Here is a 14,867-nt window from a genome sequence, read left to right as displayed (position 1 = left end):
CGTGACGGACAACTTCCTGTCGGGTCGCACCGCGATCGTCGGCATCGGCGCGACGGAGTTCTCCAAGGACTCCGGCCGCAGCGAGCTGCAGCTGGCCACCGAGGCCGTCCTGGCCGCCCTCGCCGACGCGGGCCTGAGCCCCGCCGACGTCGACGGTATGACGACCTTCACCATGGAGACCAACCCGGAGAACATGGTCGCCCGCAGCCTGGGCATCCCCGAGCTGAAGTTCTTCTCCCGGATCCCCTACGGCGGTGGCGGCGCCTGTGCCCCCGTCCAGCAGGCCGCCATGGCCGTCGCGAGCGGCATCGCCGACGTCGTCGTGGCCTACCGTGCCTTCAACGAGCGTTCCGGCGTGCGTTTCGGGCAGGGGCCGCCTCCGGCGAAGACCCAGGCCACCTCGGACAACGAGTACCGCTCCTGGGTCAACCCGTACGGTCTGCTCACGCCGGCCCAGCACACCGCGATGTTCGCCCGTCGCTACCTGCACAAGTACGGCGCGACCAGCGAGGACTACGGCCGGGTCGCCGTGCTCGCCCGCAAGCACGCCGCGAACAACCCCAAGGCGTGGTTCTACGGCAAGCCGCTCACCCTCGAGGAGCACCAGGCCTCCCGCTGGATCGCCGAGCCGCTGCACCTGTTCGACTGCTGCCAGGAGACCGACGGCGGCCAGGCGATGGTCATCGTCAGCGCCGAGCGCGCCAAGGACCTGCCGTCCACCCCGGCGTACATCGTCGGGGCGGCCCAGGGCCTGGGACCGGACCAGTACCAGATGGTCAGCTACTACCGGGAGGACCTGACCCGGATCCCCGAGGTCGAGCTCTGCGCCCAGCAGCTGTGGGCCCAGTCAGGCCTCGGACCCGCCGACATGGATGCGGCGATCCTCTACGACCACTTCACCCCGTACGTGCTCAACCAGCTCGAGGAGTACGGCTTCTGCGGCCGCGGCGAGGCCAAGGACTTCATCGCCGACGGCAACCTCGAGGTCACCGGCTCGCTGCCGACCAACACCCACGGCGGCCAGATCGGTGAGGCCTACCTGCACGGCACGAACGGCGTCGCGGAGGGCGTCCGTCTCGTCCGGGGCACCTCGACCAATCAGCCCGACGGCGTCCGCAACGTCCTTGTGACGGCGGGCGTCGGAGTACCGACCAGCGCCCTGATCTTGTCCGCGGACGGGTGAAACGCCGGGCGAGCGCCCGGTGGTCACCCCCCACGGATCCCGCCCGGCAACCGCCGGGCGGACACCCCCTCTTGATCAATTCGGCTCGTGTTTTGGACGGGTGATATGGGTTTCATCAACAAAACTTGGGAGCGCGTCATCGCGCTGACGGCCGCCGGGGCGCTCGCCATGGTGGCCGGCTGCACCAGCACCAGCCCGACGGACAGCAGCAGCGGTTCCGGAGGCGAGATCGACACATCGGCCGTGCTCAAGTTCGCGTCGGCGGGTCCGTTACGCGACCTCGATCCGGCCCTCCAGACGAGCTACGGCGCCTGGGGCTACCTGTTCCTCGTGTGGGACCGGCTGACCATGCTGGACAAGGACGACAAGGTCGTCCCGGGTCTGGCCAAAGAGTGGAACTTCGTGGAGAACGGCAGCGTCCTGGAGCTCAAGCTGCGTGACGACGTGAAGTTCCACGACGGCACGCCGTTCGACGCCGAGGCCGTCAAGGCCAACATCGAGCGGGGCAAGACCCTCCAGGGCTCGACCCTCAAGAGCGACCTCGCCGACATCGAGACGGTCGAGGTCGCCAACCCGACGACCGTGCGCCTCAAGCTGGTCAAGGGCAAAGGCGTCCAGCTGCCCGCGTCCTTCACCGGCACGGCCGGCATGATGGTCAGCCCCAAGGCCATCAAGGACGGCGTCGACATCAAGACCAAGCCGGGCACCGCCGGCTCAGGCCCGTACATCGCCACCGAGCTCGTGCCCCAGGAGAAGCTCGTGCTCAAGCGGGCCGACAGCTACTGGGACCCGAACGTCGGCCGCCTCGGCGGCATCGAGCTGCAGCGCGTGCCCGACGCCGCGGCCCGCCTCAACGGCCTGCAGAGCGGCCAGATCGACCTGGCCCCGCTCAGCTCGGCCACGGAGATCGCCACGGTCCAGAAGATCGTCACCCCGGGCAGCGGTCTGCAGAAGCACGAGGTGAAGTTCAAGAACCTCGTCGGCATCTACCTGCGCGCCAACAAGGGCGACGTCAGCAAGCTCGAGGTCCGCCAGGCGATCGCCCACGCGGTCGACCCGGCGGCGATCAGCGCGCTCTTCAGCGGCACCTGCACGCCGACGCGCCAGGTCGTCCCCGAGACGGACCCGAGCCGCGTGCCGAACTACACCTACCCGTTCGAGTTCAGCGTCGACAAGGCCAAGGCCCTGGTGCAACAGGCCGGCGGCGCCAAGGTGACCGTCACCTTCGCCGCGGGCACGAACGCCGAGCAGCCGGCCAACGTCGTGCAGGCGTCGCTGCGGGCCGTCGGCATCGACGCGACGCTCAACCCCGTGCCCAACACCGAGAACGAGCCGCGCTTCATCGCAGGCGACTTCGAGCTCATGGTCGGCACGTCGTGGAGCCCGAAGGCCGACCCGGCGGCGACGGTGAACACCTACCTGCTCAACACCTACAAGCTCGCCGCGAACCCCTCGCTCATCGAGGCCAAGGCAGCCGAGGCCGCCAACCCCATGCTGTCGATGGACAAGCGCGCCCCGCTGTACCAGGACATCTGGAAGACGACGCTCGAACAGGTCTGGTTCCTGCCGCTGTGCAACCAGACCATCGCGAACGTCGCGAAGTCGAACGTCGTCGGCATCGACAACATCCCCATGTCGAACATCGGCATCTGGGATCTGCGCAACATCGCCGTCAAGAAGTAACCGCCGCTCCTGACCACCCGGTGGTGTCGCCGCCGGGTGGTCAGGGCCACCCGCTGTGGCCAGGGCCGGCGGCGACACCCCAGCACGGCCTCGCCGGCACCAGGCCGTGCGGGACTCACACCCCAGGCGCCACCAGGCGCCGCGTGCCACGCTCTGAGCCGAGGTAAGAGATGCTCCGATACGCCGGCAGGCGACTGCTCGCAGCGATACCCCTGCTGTTCTTCGTCCCGTTGCTCGTCTTCGCTCTGATCGAGCTCGCCCCGGGGGACCCGGCCACCATCCTCGCCGGTGACGAACCGACCCCGGAACGCATCGCGGCGATCCGTGAGGAACTCGACCTCAACGATCCGGTCCTGCTCCGCTACATCCAGTGGATCGGCGGCGTCCTGCACGGCAACCTCGGCACGTCCTTCGTCTCGGACCAGAGCGTGACCGACCTGCTGACGCGACGGATGGCGACGACGATGTCGCTGGTGCTCGTCGCGATGATCTTCGCCGTCGTGCTCGGGACCGCCCTGGCGCTCGCGGCCACGCTGCGCTCCGGCGGCATCGTCGACCGGGCCGTCAACTGGTTCGCCTCGATCGCGATCGCCATCCCGGGCTTCTGGTTCGGCCTCGTGCTCGTCTCGGTGTTCGCGGTCGGGCTGCAGATGTTCCCGGCGTTCGGCTTCCAGCCGCTGTCCGCCGGCTTCTGGCCGTGGCTGTCGCACCTCATCCTGCCCGGCTTCGCCCTCGGTCTGCTCCCGGCCGCCGAGGTGACCCTGCAGCTGCGCTCGGCGCTCGGGCAGGTCATGAAGACCGACTACATCCTCAACGCCGAGGCCAAGGGCCTGTCGCGCACCAGCGTCGTGTTCAAGCACTCCCTGAAGAACGCGTGCATCCCCGTCATCACCGTCCTCGGCTTCCGCGTCGCGGAGGTCCTCGCCGGATCGGTGACCATCGAGATGATCTACAACATGCCGGGCCTCGGGCGCACCGCCGTCGAGGCCGTGCAGGGGCGCGACGTCCCGGTCCTGCTCGGCTTCGTCCTGTTCAGCACGACGATCGTCGTGCTCGTCAACCTCATCGTCGACATCTCCTACGGCTACTTCAACCCGAAGGTACGCTCATGAGCGCGAAGCGGACCCCGACGTCCCCGGGGCCAGGGCACGACTCGCACGGAGCCGGCACGCCTGCGGACGGCCTCGCCGGGACCGCGGCCGAGGTGCCCACGGCGGACATCGGCACGGGCGACCCGGAGCCGGCCGCGGCTCCCGGCATCCTCAAGAGCATCGTGCGGCGCCCCACGACGATCGCGGCCGGAGCCTTCCTGCTCGTGCTGACGCTCATCGCGATCCTCGCCCCGGTGCTGGCGCCGCACGACCCCGACGTGCAGAACCTGCTGCTGCGGCTCAAGCCGCCGAGCGCCGAGCACTGGCTGGGGACCGACGACTACGGCCGGGACGTGCTCAGCCGGCTCATCTTCGGGGCGCGGGTCTCGCTGTGGGCGGCGCTGCAGGCCGCGGCCGTCGCGCTCGTGCTCGGCCTGCCCTTCGGCATGATCGCGGGCTACCGCGGCGGCTGGATCGACACGATCCTCACCCGCATCATGGACGCGATCATGAGCGCTCCGTCGCTCGTGCTGGCCATCACCATCGTCGCGGTCCTCGGCTCCGGCATCACCAACGCGATGCTCGCCATCGGCCTGGTCATGGCCCCGCGCTTCTTCCGGGTGGCCCGCGCCGGCACGATGGACGTGCGGCACGAGACCTACATCGAGGCCTCGATCGCCCTGGGGTGCAGCACCCTGCGCACGACGGTGCGGCACGTGCTGCCCAACGTGCTGCCGCCGATCATCCTCGTCATCTCGGTGTCGCTGGGCACCGCCGTCGCGGCCGAGGCGAGCCTGAGCTTCCTCGGGCTGGGCGTGAAGGCCCCCGCGGCCAGCTGGGGCTCGATGCTCTCCACGGCCTCCTCGAACATTCGCCTCGCGCCGTACCTCGTGTGGCCACCCGGCATGATGATCTTCCTCACCGTCCTCGCCTTCACCTACGTCGGTGACGGTGTCCGCCGCGCTCTCGTGCGCACCCGGTCGGGCAACTGACCGGTCCGGCAACAAACAGGAGCTGACATGGCAGGGAAACGGGCGGCCGGCGTGATGGCCCACACCGGGAACGACGCCACCGGCGCGGCGGCGGACCTCCTGCGAGTGGAGAACCTCAACGTCGAGTTCCGCTCCCCCTCGGGTGGGTGGCAGACGACCGTCCAGGACGTCTCGTTCTCGCTGAAGCCGGGCGGGTCGATGGCGCTCGTCGGCGAGTCCGGTTCCGGCAAGACGGTGACCTCGGTCGCGGTGATGGGTCTGACCGGGGCGACGGGCGGGCGGATCGCCTCGGGCCGGATCGTCTTCGACGGCCGGGACCTCACCGCAGGCACGCAGAAGCAGTGGCGGGACCTGCGTGGCCCCGGCATGGGCATGATCTTCCAGCAGCCGATCCGCAGCCTGAACCCGGCCTACACCGTCGGGGACCAGATCGCGGAGTCGGTGCGCAAGCACCTGGGCCTGAACCGCAAGCAGGCCCGGGCCCGCGCCGTCGAGATGCTCGAGATGGTGCAGATCCCGCGGGCGGCGCAGCGGGTCGACGAGTACCCGCACGCGTTCTCCGGCGGCATGTGCCAGCGTGTCATGATCGCGATGGTCATGGCGTGCAACCCGCGCCTGCTCATCGCCGACGAGCCGACGACGGCGCTCGACGTGACGGTGCAGGAGCGGATCCTGGAGCTGTTGCGCGACCTGCAGGAGCAGACCGGGGTGGCGCTGCTGTTCGTCAGCCACGACCTCGCGGTGGTGGCCGAGCTGTGCCAGCAGGTGGTGGTCATGTATGCCGGCGAGGTGGCCGAGAACGCGCCCGCCGAGAAGATCTTCTTCAACCCGCGGCACCCGTACACCTCCGGCCTGATCGGGTCGATCCCGAAGCCGGGCCTGAGCACCGACCGGCGGCTGCGCGCGATTCCCGGTGGTATCCCGGCCCCGGGTGCCTGGCCGCACGGGTGCCGGTTCAGCAGCCGGTGCGCGTTCGCCGAGCCGGGCCGGTGCGACGTGGCCCACCCGGGCCTGATCCGTATGGACGGCGCCGGTGAGCACGACGTGCGATGCGTGCGTGCCGCGGAGCTCTCTCTGGATGGAGTGACGGTCTGATGAGCCTGCTCGAGGTCAGGAACCTCACGAAGTCGTTCAGCTCCGGCAGGGACTGGCTCGGCCGGCGTACGAAGTGGTCGCACGCGGTCAAGGGGGTGAGCTTCGCCCTGGAGCGCGGTGAGTGCCTCGCGGTCGTCGGTGAGTCCGGCGCGGGCAAGTCGACGGTCGGGCGCATGGTGCTGCGCCTCATCGAGCCGGACTCCGGATCGGTGACCTTCGACGGGGTCGACGTGCTGGCCACGAAGCCGAAGCAGCTGCGCGAGCTGCGCCAGCGGATGCAGATGATCTTTCAGGATCCGTACAGCTCGCTCGATCCGCGGATGACGATCAAGGACGCGGTCGCCGAGCCGCTTCTCGTGCACACCGACAAGGACCGTGCCACGCGTGAGCGGGAGGCGGCCGAGCTGCTCGACAGGGTCGGCATCGGATCACGCTATCTGGGGCGCTACCCGGCCGAGCTGTCCGGCGGGCAGCTGCAGCGGGTCGCGATCGCACGGGCGCTGACGATGAAGCCGAGCCTCATCGTGTGCGACGAGCCGGTCGCGGCGCTGGACGTGTCGGTGCGGGCGCAGGTGCTCAACCTGCTGCTGGACCTGAAGGAGGAGCTGGGTCTGGCGTACCTGTTCGTCTGCCACGACCTGGCGCTCGTCGAGGTCATCGCCGACCGGGTCATGGTGATGGCGTCCGGTGAGGTCGTGGAGGCGGACACGACGGCGCAGATCTTCGGCAATCCGCAGCAGGAATACACGAAGAAGCTGCTCGCGGCGATTCCGCTGCCGCTGCCGCGGGACGCGCAGGGCAACCGGCTCGTCGCGCCGGGAAAGGTGGGCTGAACGGTGACCGCTACGACGGGACCGACGCGGACGCAGCTGCTCGCGCGGTTCGCGACGACGACCCACGACGAGGACATCCCCGCGCCGGTGCGTGACTACGGCAAGCTCGTCCTGCTCGACTCGCTCATCTGTGGTCTGGCGGCGGTGCGGTTACGGCGTAGCCGCATGGTCCAGCAGGTCGCCGCCCGGTTCGGCGGCCCGGCCGAGGCGACGGTGTTCGGGTTGGGGCAGCGGGTCGCGGCGATCAACGCCGTGCACGCCAACGCGGACATGATGAACGCGTTGGATGCGGACGACACCTTCTTCAACTCGGCGCACTTCGCGGTGTTCGGGGTCGCGGCCGGACTGGCCGAGGCCGAGCGGCTGCACGCCGGCGGAGCGAGCCTGTTGCGCGCGAGCATCCTCGCCTTCGAGATCAACGCGCGGCTGAACCTGTCGACCTCCCTCATGGCCTTCGAGGACGGGCAGTTCCGCTGGTCGCCGCTGTCGTCGCACGGCTACGCCTCGATGGGCACGGCCGCGGCGTGCGCCGTGGTCGGCGGCTGGGAGCCGGAGCGCCTGGCGCACGCGCTCGGCCTGATCGCCTGGCTGGCCCCGCCGGCGAAGAACACCTACCTGGCCGAGCGGCGCTCGTTCAACGCGTTCAAGTACGGCCCGTACGGTGCGATCGCGCAGGCCGGGATGCTCGGCGCGGCGCTCGCCGAGGAGGGGTACACCGGCGACCTGGACGTGCTGGACCGCACTCCGGGCTTCATCGAGGCGATGGGCTTCCTCGGGGGTGAGCGGCACGAGATGGTCGCCGGCCTGGGGTCGACGTGGTGGATCAGCGAGACCTCGCTCAAGCCGTACCCGACGTGCCGCTTCACCCACGCCGCGCTCGACGCGATCCGCGCGTTCCCGAACACCCACGGTGTGCCGGTGTCGCAGATCGAGTCCATGGAGATCCGGCTGAGCCCGGCGGCCTACCGGACGTTGCAGTTCCGGGAGCCGGCCCAGCAGATTCCGGACACGCTCGGCGCGCCGCTGGACGGCGCCTTCAACATGCCGTACGCAGCGGCGCTGGTGCTGCTCGGGTACGCCCCGGGTCCGCAGTGGTACGACCCGCAGCGGCTGGCCGACCCTGCGGTGTGGGACCTGGCGCGCCGGATCACGACGGCGCCGGACCCGGTGCTCGACGCGGAGTGGGAGGCCGATCTCAAGGAGCACCCGGGCGGTCAGATCCGCCGGACGCGGGGTGCGCTGACGATCAGGGCCGGTGGCCGGGAGTACGTTGTCGAGTCGGACTTCGCCCAGGGCGACCCGTGGGACGAGGCGACCCGGGCGGACTGGGACTTCGTGGCCGGCAAGCTGGCGACGTTCTGCGACGGGATTCTCGATGCGGGCACGCAGGAGCAGCTCGTCGAGGTGGTCCGGGGTATCGAGGACGTCGCCGACGTCGCCGAGACGTTGTCACCGTTGCTGGCCCGGGCGGCGCAATGAGCCGCCGGGACCGCATCGGTGCGGAGACGAGGTCGTTCGCCTCCTACGGCCGGCCGTGGCTGGTGGTCATCCGTGGGCCGCGCGGGATGGCGTTCGACCGGTTCCTCGTGCGACGGACCGGGTTCTCGCTCGTGTCGTTGCAGTACGCGCTGGCGGGCAGGTTCCCGTACAACCCCACGCTGCTGCTGACGACGGTGGGCCGCCGGTCGGGGCAGCTGCGCGACGCGGCGTTGCCGTACGTGCCGTACGGGCCGGACCTGGTGGTCGTCGGCTCCAAGGGCGGCGGCCCGACGGATCCGGCCTGGGTGGTCAATGCGCGTCACCACGAACTGTGCTGGATCGTCCTGCGGCGCAAGACGATCGCGGTGCGGGCGCGGGTGACCGACGGGGAGCGCGACCCGGAGCTGCTGGCGCACGTCGTGGCGCACAAGCCGAATGTGGCGCGCTACGTCGAACGGGCCGCGGGATTCGGACGGCAGATCCCGCTCGTCGTGCTGTCCGCCGTGTCGGGTGAGTCGCTCACCCAGGGTCTCAAGCGGTCGTGAGGACGATCCGCCCGACGAAGTCGGAGGCCTCCAGCTGGTCGTGCGCGGCCGCGGCCTGATCGAGCGGGTGCGTGGCGGCGATCGCGGGGGCGGCGGTGACGGCCGAGAGGGTGAGGGCCTCGCACAGCTGGCGGGCCACCGCCTCGGGCCCGGGCCGCCCGATGCCGCGCAGCGTCCAGCCCTTGACCATGAGCCGACCCAGGTGCAGGTGGGCGTGGCTGCCGGCGGTGACGCCGCAGGTGACCAGCCGCCCGCCGGGGGCGAGGATCTTGAGCACGTCGGACCACAAGGTGCCGCCGACCGACTCGACGATGACGTCGGCCTCGCCGCCGGGCAGGGCGGCACGCAGGGCGTCCACGACGTCCGGGCGGTAGTGGTCCACGGCGTCGAGGGCGCCGAGGGCGCGCACGGCGTCAGCCTTCGCCGGGGCGCTGGTACCGATGACGCGCGCGCCCAGGTGGTGGGCGTACTGGACGGCGAAGGTGCCGACGGCGCCGGCGGCGGCCACGACGAGGACCCGGTCGCCGGGGCGCACCCCGGCGAGGTTGATGACCGCGTCGTAGGCGGTGCGTCCGGCGGTGGGCACCGCGGCGGCGTGGACGGCGTCGAGCGCGACCGGCCGTGGGAAACAGTGCGTGGCCGGGACGACGGCGAGCTCGGCGTGGGTGCCGGTGGTCAGCCCGACGACCGCGTCGCCGGGAGTGAAGCCGGTGACGCCGGGACCGGTCCGTACGACGGTGCCGGCGACGTCCCGGCCGAGGATCGTCGGCCCGGTGACCGCCATGCCGTGGGTGCCGCGACGGATGTAGGTGTCGACCCGGTCCAGACTCGCTGCCTGGACCTTCACGAGCACCTGACCGGGGCCGGGCGTCGGGGCCTCGAGCCGGCCGAGACGCAGGCTGTCGGGGGAGCCGGAGTCGAGGACGTAGCTGGCGAGCACGGGGCTCCTCTCAGAGCAGGGCGAGGGTGGCGGAGGCGATGACGTGGTCACCGAGGCTGTTGGTGCCGCGGACGTCGACGGTGACGTGCGTTCCCCCGCTGGCCTCGGGCGCTCGCTGCAGGCCGGTGACGACACCGTCGAGGGTGAGGGTGTCGCCGGGGTGGTTCTGCGCGGCGAGGCGGGTGCGGAAGCCGACGACGCGAGCTTCCGGCCCGGCCCAGTCGGTGAGGTAGCAGTTGACCAGCGCGCTCGAGCCGAGGATGTTCATGTAGACGTCGCGGGCGCCTCGTTCGTGGGCCGCGTCGCGGTCGAGGTGCACGTCGTTGAAGTCGAAGGTCGCGGTGGCCAGTGCCGCGATGGACAGCTGGGTGACGGGGACCGGCCAAGGGGGGAGGCGCTGCCCGGTGCTCACCTCGGCTGCAGTGCGGGTGCCCGTGCGGCGTTCGGGTCGCGGGGCGGTGAGCACCGGCAGGACCTGGCCGTCGCGGGTGCGTCGGTGGGCCACGACGACCGGCATGCCGTCGTGCACGAGGTCGGGGCGCAGGTCCACGACGTCTGCGGTGAGGCGGGTCCCGTCGGCGAGCTCGGCGGTGCCGACGAGGTAAGGGCGCTCGTCGAGAGGGGCGGCGGCGTAGCCGGGTTGCAGGTGCGCGGTCAGGGTGCCGGTGGTGCCGGCAGGCGGCAGGTCGGCCGGGGCGGCGCCGACCGGGCGTACCGGCCGGGCGAGGCGGTCCCCGGGTGTCGCGGGGACCTCGGTGCGGGTCGCCGGGTTCCAGCGCAGCATCCGCAGGACGACGCGTCCGACCGGCTCGCCCTCGACGGTGCGGTACTCGCTGACGAGGTCGACAAAGTGGCCCTGGCCGAGGCGGGTGGACTTCTGCGGGGAGACCGCGCCGATGGAGGGGAACTGCTCGAGGTGGTCGCCGACGCGCAGCGGGCGCACGTAGGTGTGCTCCGTCTGCACCGCGGCCACCGAGGTGAAGCCGCGCTCGGCGAGGACCTCGTTGACCCGGTCGAGGCTCTCGGCGTGGCGGTGGCTGCGCCGGTTGCCCGGCAGGGTCCACATGTTCAGTGAGGTCGCCGGTGCCACGATGCCGCCCCAGGCGGAGCGGGCGGCCCACTGGGGGTCCTGGTAGGCGGGGTTCTCGTCGCCGACGGCGTCGCACCAGATACGGATGGCGGCCTCGGTGACCGGGTCCTTGGCCCGGCGGGGTGGGTCAGCGAGACCGATCAGGGCGTCGAGCCGGGCACGGAAGGCCGCGTCGCTGGCGGTCATGGGGCTCCTTCGCGGACGATACAGTCAACCAAGCGCTTGCTTGACTGTAGGAGGGGGTCGCCCTAGGGTCAAGGCTCAGCGGTCGAACGAGCCGCACCGCCCACCCGCGAGAGGGCCGGAAGTGATCCCGAGCACCCCAGAGACCGCCACCCGCGCGTTCTTCTCGTTCCCGAAGGTGACCGACCCCGCCCGCCACCGCGACTACAACGCGTGGCACCAGCTCGACCACCGCCCCGAGAACCTCGCCCTGCCCGGCGTCGTCCACGGTGACCGCTGGGTGCGCACCCCCGCGTGCGAGCGGCTCGGCAGCTACCCCGACGCCGCACTCGCCGGCAGTCAGTACATGGCGATGTACTGGTTCGCCGAGCCGGCCGCTGACTCGATCCACGAGTGGAAGGACCTCGGCGACCGGGCGATCCACCAGGGCCGGCGACCGGAGCTGGCCTGGACCGAACGGCCGATGACCCGGATGTTCCGCCCCGTCCAGGGCTACGTGGCCCCTCGTGCGCTCGTCACCCTCGCCGCGCTGCCGTTCCGGCCCAACCGCGGGGTGCACGTCGAGGTGAGCCGGGTCGAGACCTCGCAGCACCCCGATGTGGCCGACCTGTCCCAGTTCGAGCACGAGACCCAGGTGCCCGACCTGCTCGCGCGCGACGGCGTCGCGGGCGTGTGGACCTTCCGCAGCGCCCCGAGCGGCAGCAACCCCACCGGGCCGGTCGTGCGGATCCGGCTCATCTACCTCGAGGCCGACCCGGTCGAGTTCACGCGGGCCCTGGCCGCGGACCCGCTGCCCGCCCCGCCCGCGGCGCTCGCCGGCACGGCCAGCCCGCTGCTCACCGGGCCCCTGGCCACCATCACCCCCTGGGTGTGGGACTGGTTCGACGAGCCCGCCGCCGCGGCGACGGACAGCGTGGCCCGGGGATGAGCGAGGTCACCGGCCTGCTCGAGCGCTACGGGCCATGGGCGCTGGTCGTCGGCGGTTCCGAGGGGGTCGGCGCCGCCTTCGCCGACCAACTGGCCCGGGCCGGCCTCGGCGTCGTGCTCGTCGCCCGCAAGCCCGAGGTCCTCAACGAGGTCGCCGACCGGGTCCGGTCCCACGGGGCCCCGTGCCGCGCGCTCGCCCTGGACCTGCTCGACGCGGACGCGACCACCAGGATCGTCGAGGCCGTCGCCGATCTCGACCTCGGCCTGCTCGTCCTCAACGCCGGCGCGAACACCTACCGCAGCCGCTTCGTCGAGGCGGATCCCGCCCGGGTCCAGGCCGTCATCGACCTCAACGTCACCCGCCCGCTGGAGCTCTGCCGGGAGCTCGGTGCCCGGCTCGCCGCGCGTGGCCGCGGCGGCATCCTCGTCGTCGGCTCCTCGGCCGGCTACCTCGGCCACGCCGACATCAGCATCTACGCCGCGGCGAAGTCCTTCGCCCGGATCTTCACCGAGGGCCTGTGGCTCGAGCTCGGACAGGTCGGCGTCGACGTGCTGCACCTCGTGCTCGGGCTCACCGCCACCCCCGCCATGGAGCGGGCCGGCCTCGACCTGACCGGCGCAGCCGACCCGGCCGATGTCGCCGCCCAGGGGCTGGCCGCCATGGGTGCCGGCCCGGTGCACGTCGTGCGCCAGCAGGCCGAGGTCGTCGCGCGGCGCTCCGCTGCGGACCGGGCCGCCCTGGTCGCCGGCAATTACCGCGGGATGCGCGCGATGCTCGGCCGATCGAGCCCCGACCCGACCTGACGGCCCGGGGCGACGACCCGCACGGACGACTCAGGACCCGCCGTGCGGGTCCGGCTCACCGGCCCCGGGACCCGGGCCGCCGGGCGGCCACGGGCGGCTGACCGGGTCGGACCCGTCGCGGGCTCCCCGCAGCGAGGCGTCGGGGATCGGCCACTGTCCGGCGAGGTCGTCGACCCGCTGCCACTCCGAGACGGTCAGGCGTTCCTGCACCCGCCACTCACCCGCGCGGCGGGTGACGAGGTCGACGTAGCGGAACCCGCTGACGATGTTGCCGTGCGGCGGCTCGGACGTGCTGCGCTGCAACGCGATGCCGTACGTCTCGGCCCGGGCCCGGTCCGGCTGCGCCGGGTCGAGCTCGACCAGGACGTTCGTCAGGTAGTGCATCGTCATGGTGCGCCGCGCCACGAGCGCGAAGACCACGTCAAGCGTCGTGTCCCGGTCGGCCACGGTCCCGCCGAGGGTGATCCGGGCGTCCGGATGGAAGGCGCTCGCTGCCAGGTCCCGGTCCATCCGGTCCACCCCGCGCGCGTAGCGCAGCAGGGCCCGCTCGATGGCCCGCTCGGCGAGCAGTACGTCCAGCTCGCCCGGGCCGGACCGGAAGGGCTGGGGGACGCCGGCGGTCGCGGGCCGCGTCGCCGCGGGTGTGGTCGGGCGGGACCGGTCGGTCACGGCGAACTCCTGGAAGTGAGCGGTGAACAACGGGGGAGGTCGGTCATGTCGCGGGCACGGGGTCGCTGTCCCCGCGGCGGCGCAACCGCACGAGCACCGCGGCCGCCATGGCCAGGCACGCGGCGGCGTACAGCAGGAAGGCGGTCGCGGAGCCGAACCACGTGCTCAGCCCGCCGAGCAGGAGGGCACCGAACGGCATACCGCCCCAGCCGAGGAAGTAGAGGCTCATCACCCGGCCGCGCTGCGCGTCGTCGACGACCCGCTGGACGATCGTCTGCAGGGTCACCATGGTGCCGATGCTGAACGCGCCGCACAGCAGCGCGGCCCCCGCGAGCAGGGGCACTGTCGGCGCCGTGCCGAGCAGTGCGGTGCTGACGGCGAGCAGGCCGAGGATGATCGCGGCGTGCCGCACGGTCGCGATGCGCTTGGAGAGCCGGGCGACGACGAGGACCCCCATGAGCGAGCCCAGCCCGGTCAGGGCCACGAGCATGGGGAAGACCGTGTCCGGGTGGTCCGAGGTCGAGGCCGCCCGGACGGCGAGCTGGGTCGTGAAGGCGCACCCGAAGAACGCGTTCACCCCGACGATGGTCAGGCAGAGGGCGGCCGGTGGCCGCTGCAGGGCGTGCCGGATGCCGGCGCTGACCTGCGCGGTCAGGCTCTCCCGGACCATCGGGACGGCCGGCGGGACGCGACGGGTCCGGATGGCGAACGCGGCCGCGACCGAGGCGAGGCTGAGCGTGGCGTACATCATGAACGTGCCCAGCGCTCCCCAGGCCACGAGGATCAGCCCGGCGACGGCAGGGCCGATCGAGCGGGCGAGGTTGAGCCCGGCAGCCTGGAGCGGGACGGCGGTGCCGAGCGCCTCGGCCGGGACGGTGTTGGCCACGAGCGCCTGGGTCACCGGCGACAGGAAGCTGATCCCGGTGCCGGCGAGGAAGGCGAGCCCGAGCAGCACGGGCAGGTCGGCGATCTCGGCCGCGACCGTCGCCGCGCAGACCCCGGCCAGGACGCTGACCGCCAGGAGCACACCGATCTGCAGCCGCCGCCGGTCGAAGGCGTCGGCGAGCACCCCGGCCGGGATGGAGAAGAGGGTGTACGGCACGAGCAGGCAGAAGAAGAGTGCGCCCATCGTCGCCGGGGTGCCGTCGACCTCGGAGAGCACCGACTGGAAGGCGATGTTGCAGCCCCAGTAGCCGCCCTGCGACAGCACCAGGGTCAGGAGCACGAAGCGGAAGTCTCGGAATCGCAGTGCCGAGAACATTCCCACGTCATCGCCGTCCTTCTGGTCGTTTTCCGCACCCTACCAAGCGCTTGCTTGCATCACCAGTGCGGGTGTGGTTGTCTGGCCGCACC

General features: G+C 71.7%; 14 protein-coding genes. 10 read left to right on the top strand and 4 right to left on the bottom strand.

Going from position 1 to position 14,867, the window contains the following annotated elements; all coding sequences use genetic code 11:
• Position 1: 1 nt before the first annotated feature.
• The 8 genes from ACQEVZ_RS04330 to ACQEVZ_RS04295 all read left to right on the top strand — a co-directional run bounded on the left by ACQEVZ_RS04330 (position 2) and on the right by ACQEVZ_RS04295 (position 8,901).
• Positions 2–1,183, top strand: a complete 1,182-nt coding sequence (locus ACQEVZ_RS04330; protein ID WP_344510869.1) for a lipid-transfer protein — start codon at positions 2–4, stop codon at positions 1,181–1,183.
• Positions 1,184–1,288: 105 nt separating this feature from the next.
• Entirely contained in the window at positions 1,289–2,866 is a 1,578-nt protein-coding gene (locus ACQEVZ_RS04325; protein ID WP_344510867.1) for an ABC transporter substrate-binding protein, read from the top strand.
• Positions 2,867–3,036: 170 nt separating this feature from the next.
• Positions 3,037–3,978, top strand: a complete 942-nt coding sequence (locus ACQEVZ_RS04320) for an ABC transporter permease (RefSeq protein WP_344510865.1) — start codon at positions 3,037–3,039, stop codon at positions 3,976–3,978.
• Positions 3,975–4,949 carry an ABC transporter permease gene (locus ACQEVZ_RS04315; RefSeq protein WP_344510863.1) on the top strand — a complete coding sequence of 325 codons (975 nt, stop codon included), beginning with the start codon at positions 3,975–3,977 and terminating at the stop codon, positions 4,947–4,949. The genes ACQEVZ_RS04320 and ACQEVZ_RS04315 overlap by 4 nt, the downstream gene beginning before the upstream one ends.
• A gap of 27 nt (positions 4,950–4,976) precedes the next feature.
• Positions 4,977–6,044 carry an ABC transporter ATP-binding protein gene (locus ACQEVZ_RS04310; protein ID WP_344510861.1) on the top strand — a complete coding sequence of 356 codons (1,068 nt, stop codon included), beginning with the start codon at positions 4,977–4,979 and terminating at the stop codon, positions 6,042–6,044.
• Positions 6,044–6,877 (top strand): ATP-binding cassette domain-containing protein, encoded by an 834-nt coding sequence (locus ACQEVZ_RS04305; RefSeq protein ID WP_344510859.1) that lies wholly within the window; start codon positions 6,044–6,046, stop codon positions 6,875–6,877. Before ACQEVZ_RS04310 ends, ACQEVZ_RS04305 begins: the two co-directional genes overlap by 1 nt.
• A gap of 3 nt (positions 6,878–6,880) precedes the next feature.
• A complete protein-coding gene (locus tag ACQEVZ_RS04300; protein ID WP_344510857.1) occupies positions 6,881–8,356 on the top strand; it encodes an MmgE/PrpD family protein in 1,476 nt (491 codons plus the stop codon).
• Positions 8,353–8,901: a nitroreductase/quinone reductase family protein gene (locus ACQEVZ_RS04295; protein WP_344510855.1), complete on the top strand. Its 549-nt coding sequence runs from the start codon at positions 8,353–8,355 to the stop codon at positions 8,899–8,901. Before ACQEVZ_RS04300 ends, ACQEVZ_RS04295 begins: the two co-directional genes overlap by 4 nt.
• Here the strand turns inward: ACQEVZ_RS04295 and ACQEVZ_RS04290 are convergent.
• Both ACQEVZ_RS04290 and ACQEVZ_RS04285 read right to left on the bottom strand, forming a co-directional pair.
• On the bottom strand, positions 8,888–9,841 hold the full coding sequence (locus ACQEVZ_RS04290) for a quinone oxidoreductase family protein (protein WP_344510853.1): 954 nt from the start codon (positions 9,839–9,841) through the stop codon (positions 8,888–8,890). The genes ACQEVZ_RS04295 and ACQEVZ_RS04290 overlap by 14 nt on opposite strands.
• A gap of 10 nt (positions 9,842–9,851) precedes the next feature.
• The gene (locus ACQEVZ_RS04285) at positions 9,852–11,117 is read right to left on the bottom strand and encodes an FAS1-like dehydratase domain-containing protein (protein WP_344510851.1); all 1,266 of its coding nucleotides are present in this window, start codon (positions 11,115–11,117) and stop codon (positions 9,852–9,854) included.
• 121 nt (positions 11,118–11,238) lie between these two features.
• Between ACQEVZ_RS04285 and ACQEVZ_RS04280 the strand changes: the two genes are divergently transcribed.
• The gene (locus tag ACQEVZ_RS04280) at positions 11,239–12,042 is read left to right on the top strand and encodes a hypothetical protein (protein ID WP_354894701.1); all 804 of its coding nucleotides are present in this window, start codon (positions 11,239–11,241) and stop codon (positions 12,040–12,042) included.
• On the top strand, positions 12,039–12,845 hold the full coding sequence (locus ACQEVZ_RS04275; protein WP_344510847.1) for an SDR family NAD(P)-dependent oxidoreductase: 807 nt from the start codon (positions 12,039–12,041) through the stop codon (positions 12,843–12,845). Before ACQEVZ_RS04280 ends, ACQEVZ_RS04275 begins: the two co-directional genes overlap by 4 nt.
• A 30-nt stretch (positions 12,846–12,875) precedes the next feature.
• Here ACQEVZ_RS04275 and ACQEVZ_RS04270 read toward each other — a convergent pair whose 3' ends face one another.
• Positions 12,876–13,514 carry a nuclear transport factor 2 family protein gene (locus tag ACQEVZ_RS04270; RefSeq protein ID WP_344510845.1) on the bottom strand — a complete coding sequence of 213 codons (639 nt, stop codon included), beginning with the start codon at positions 13,512–13,514 and terminating at the stop codon, positions 12,876–12,878.
• Positions 13,515–13,557: 43 nt separating this feature from the next.
• A complete protein-coding gene (locus ACQEVZ_RS04265) occupies positions 13,558–14,775 on the bottom strand; it encodes an MFS transporter (RefSeq protein ID WP_344511112.1) in 1,218 nt (405 codons plus the stop codon).
• Between the last annotated feature and the right edge of the window lie 92 nt (positions 14,776–14,867).

Source organism: Dactylosporangium sp. CA-152071, from assembly GCF_050936335.1.
In the GTDB taxonomy this organism is placed as follows: Bacteria; Actinomycetota; Actinomycetes; order Mycobacteriales; family Micromonosporaceae; genus Dactylosporangium; species Dactylosporangium maewongense.
This window is presented reverse-complemented; position numbering and strand designations above follow the sequence as displayed.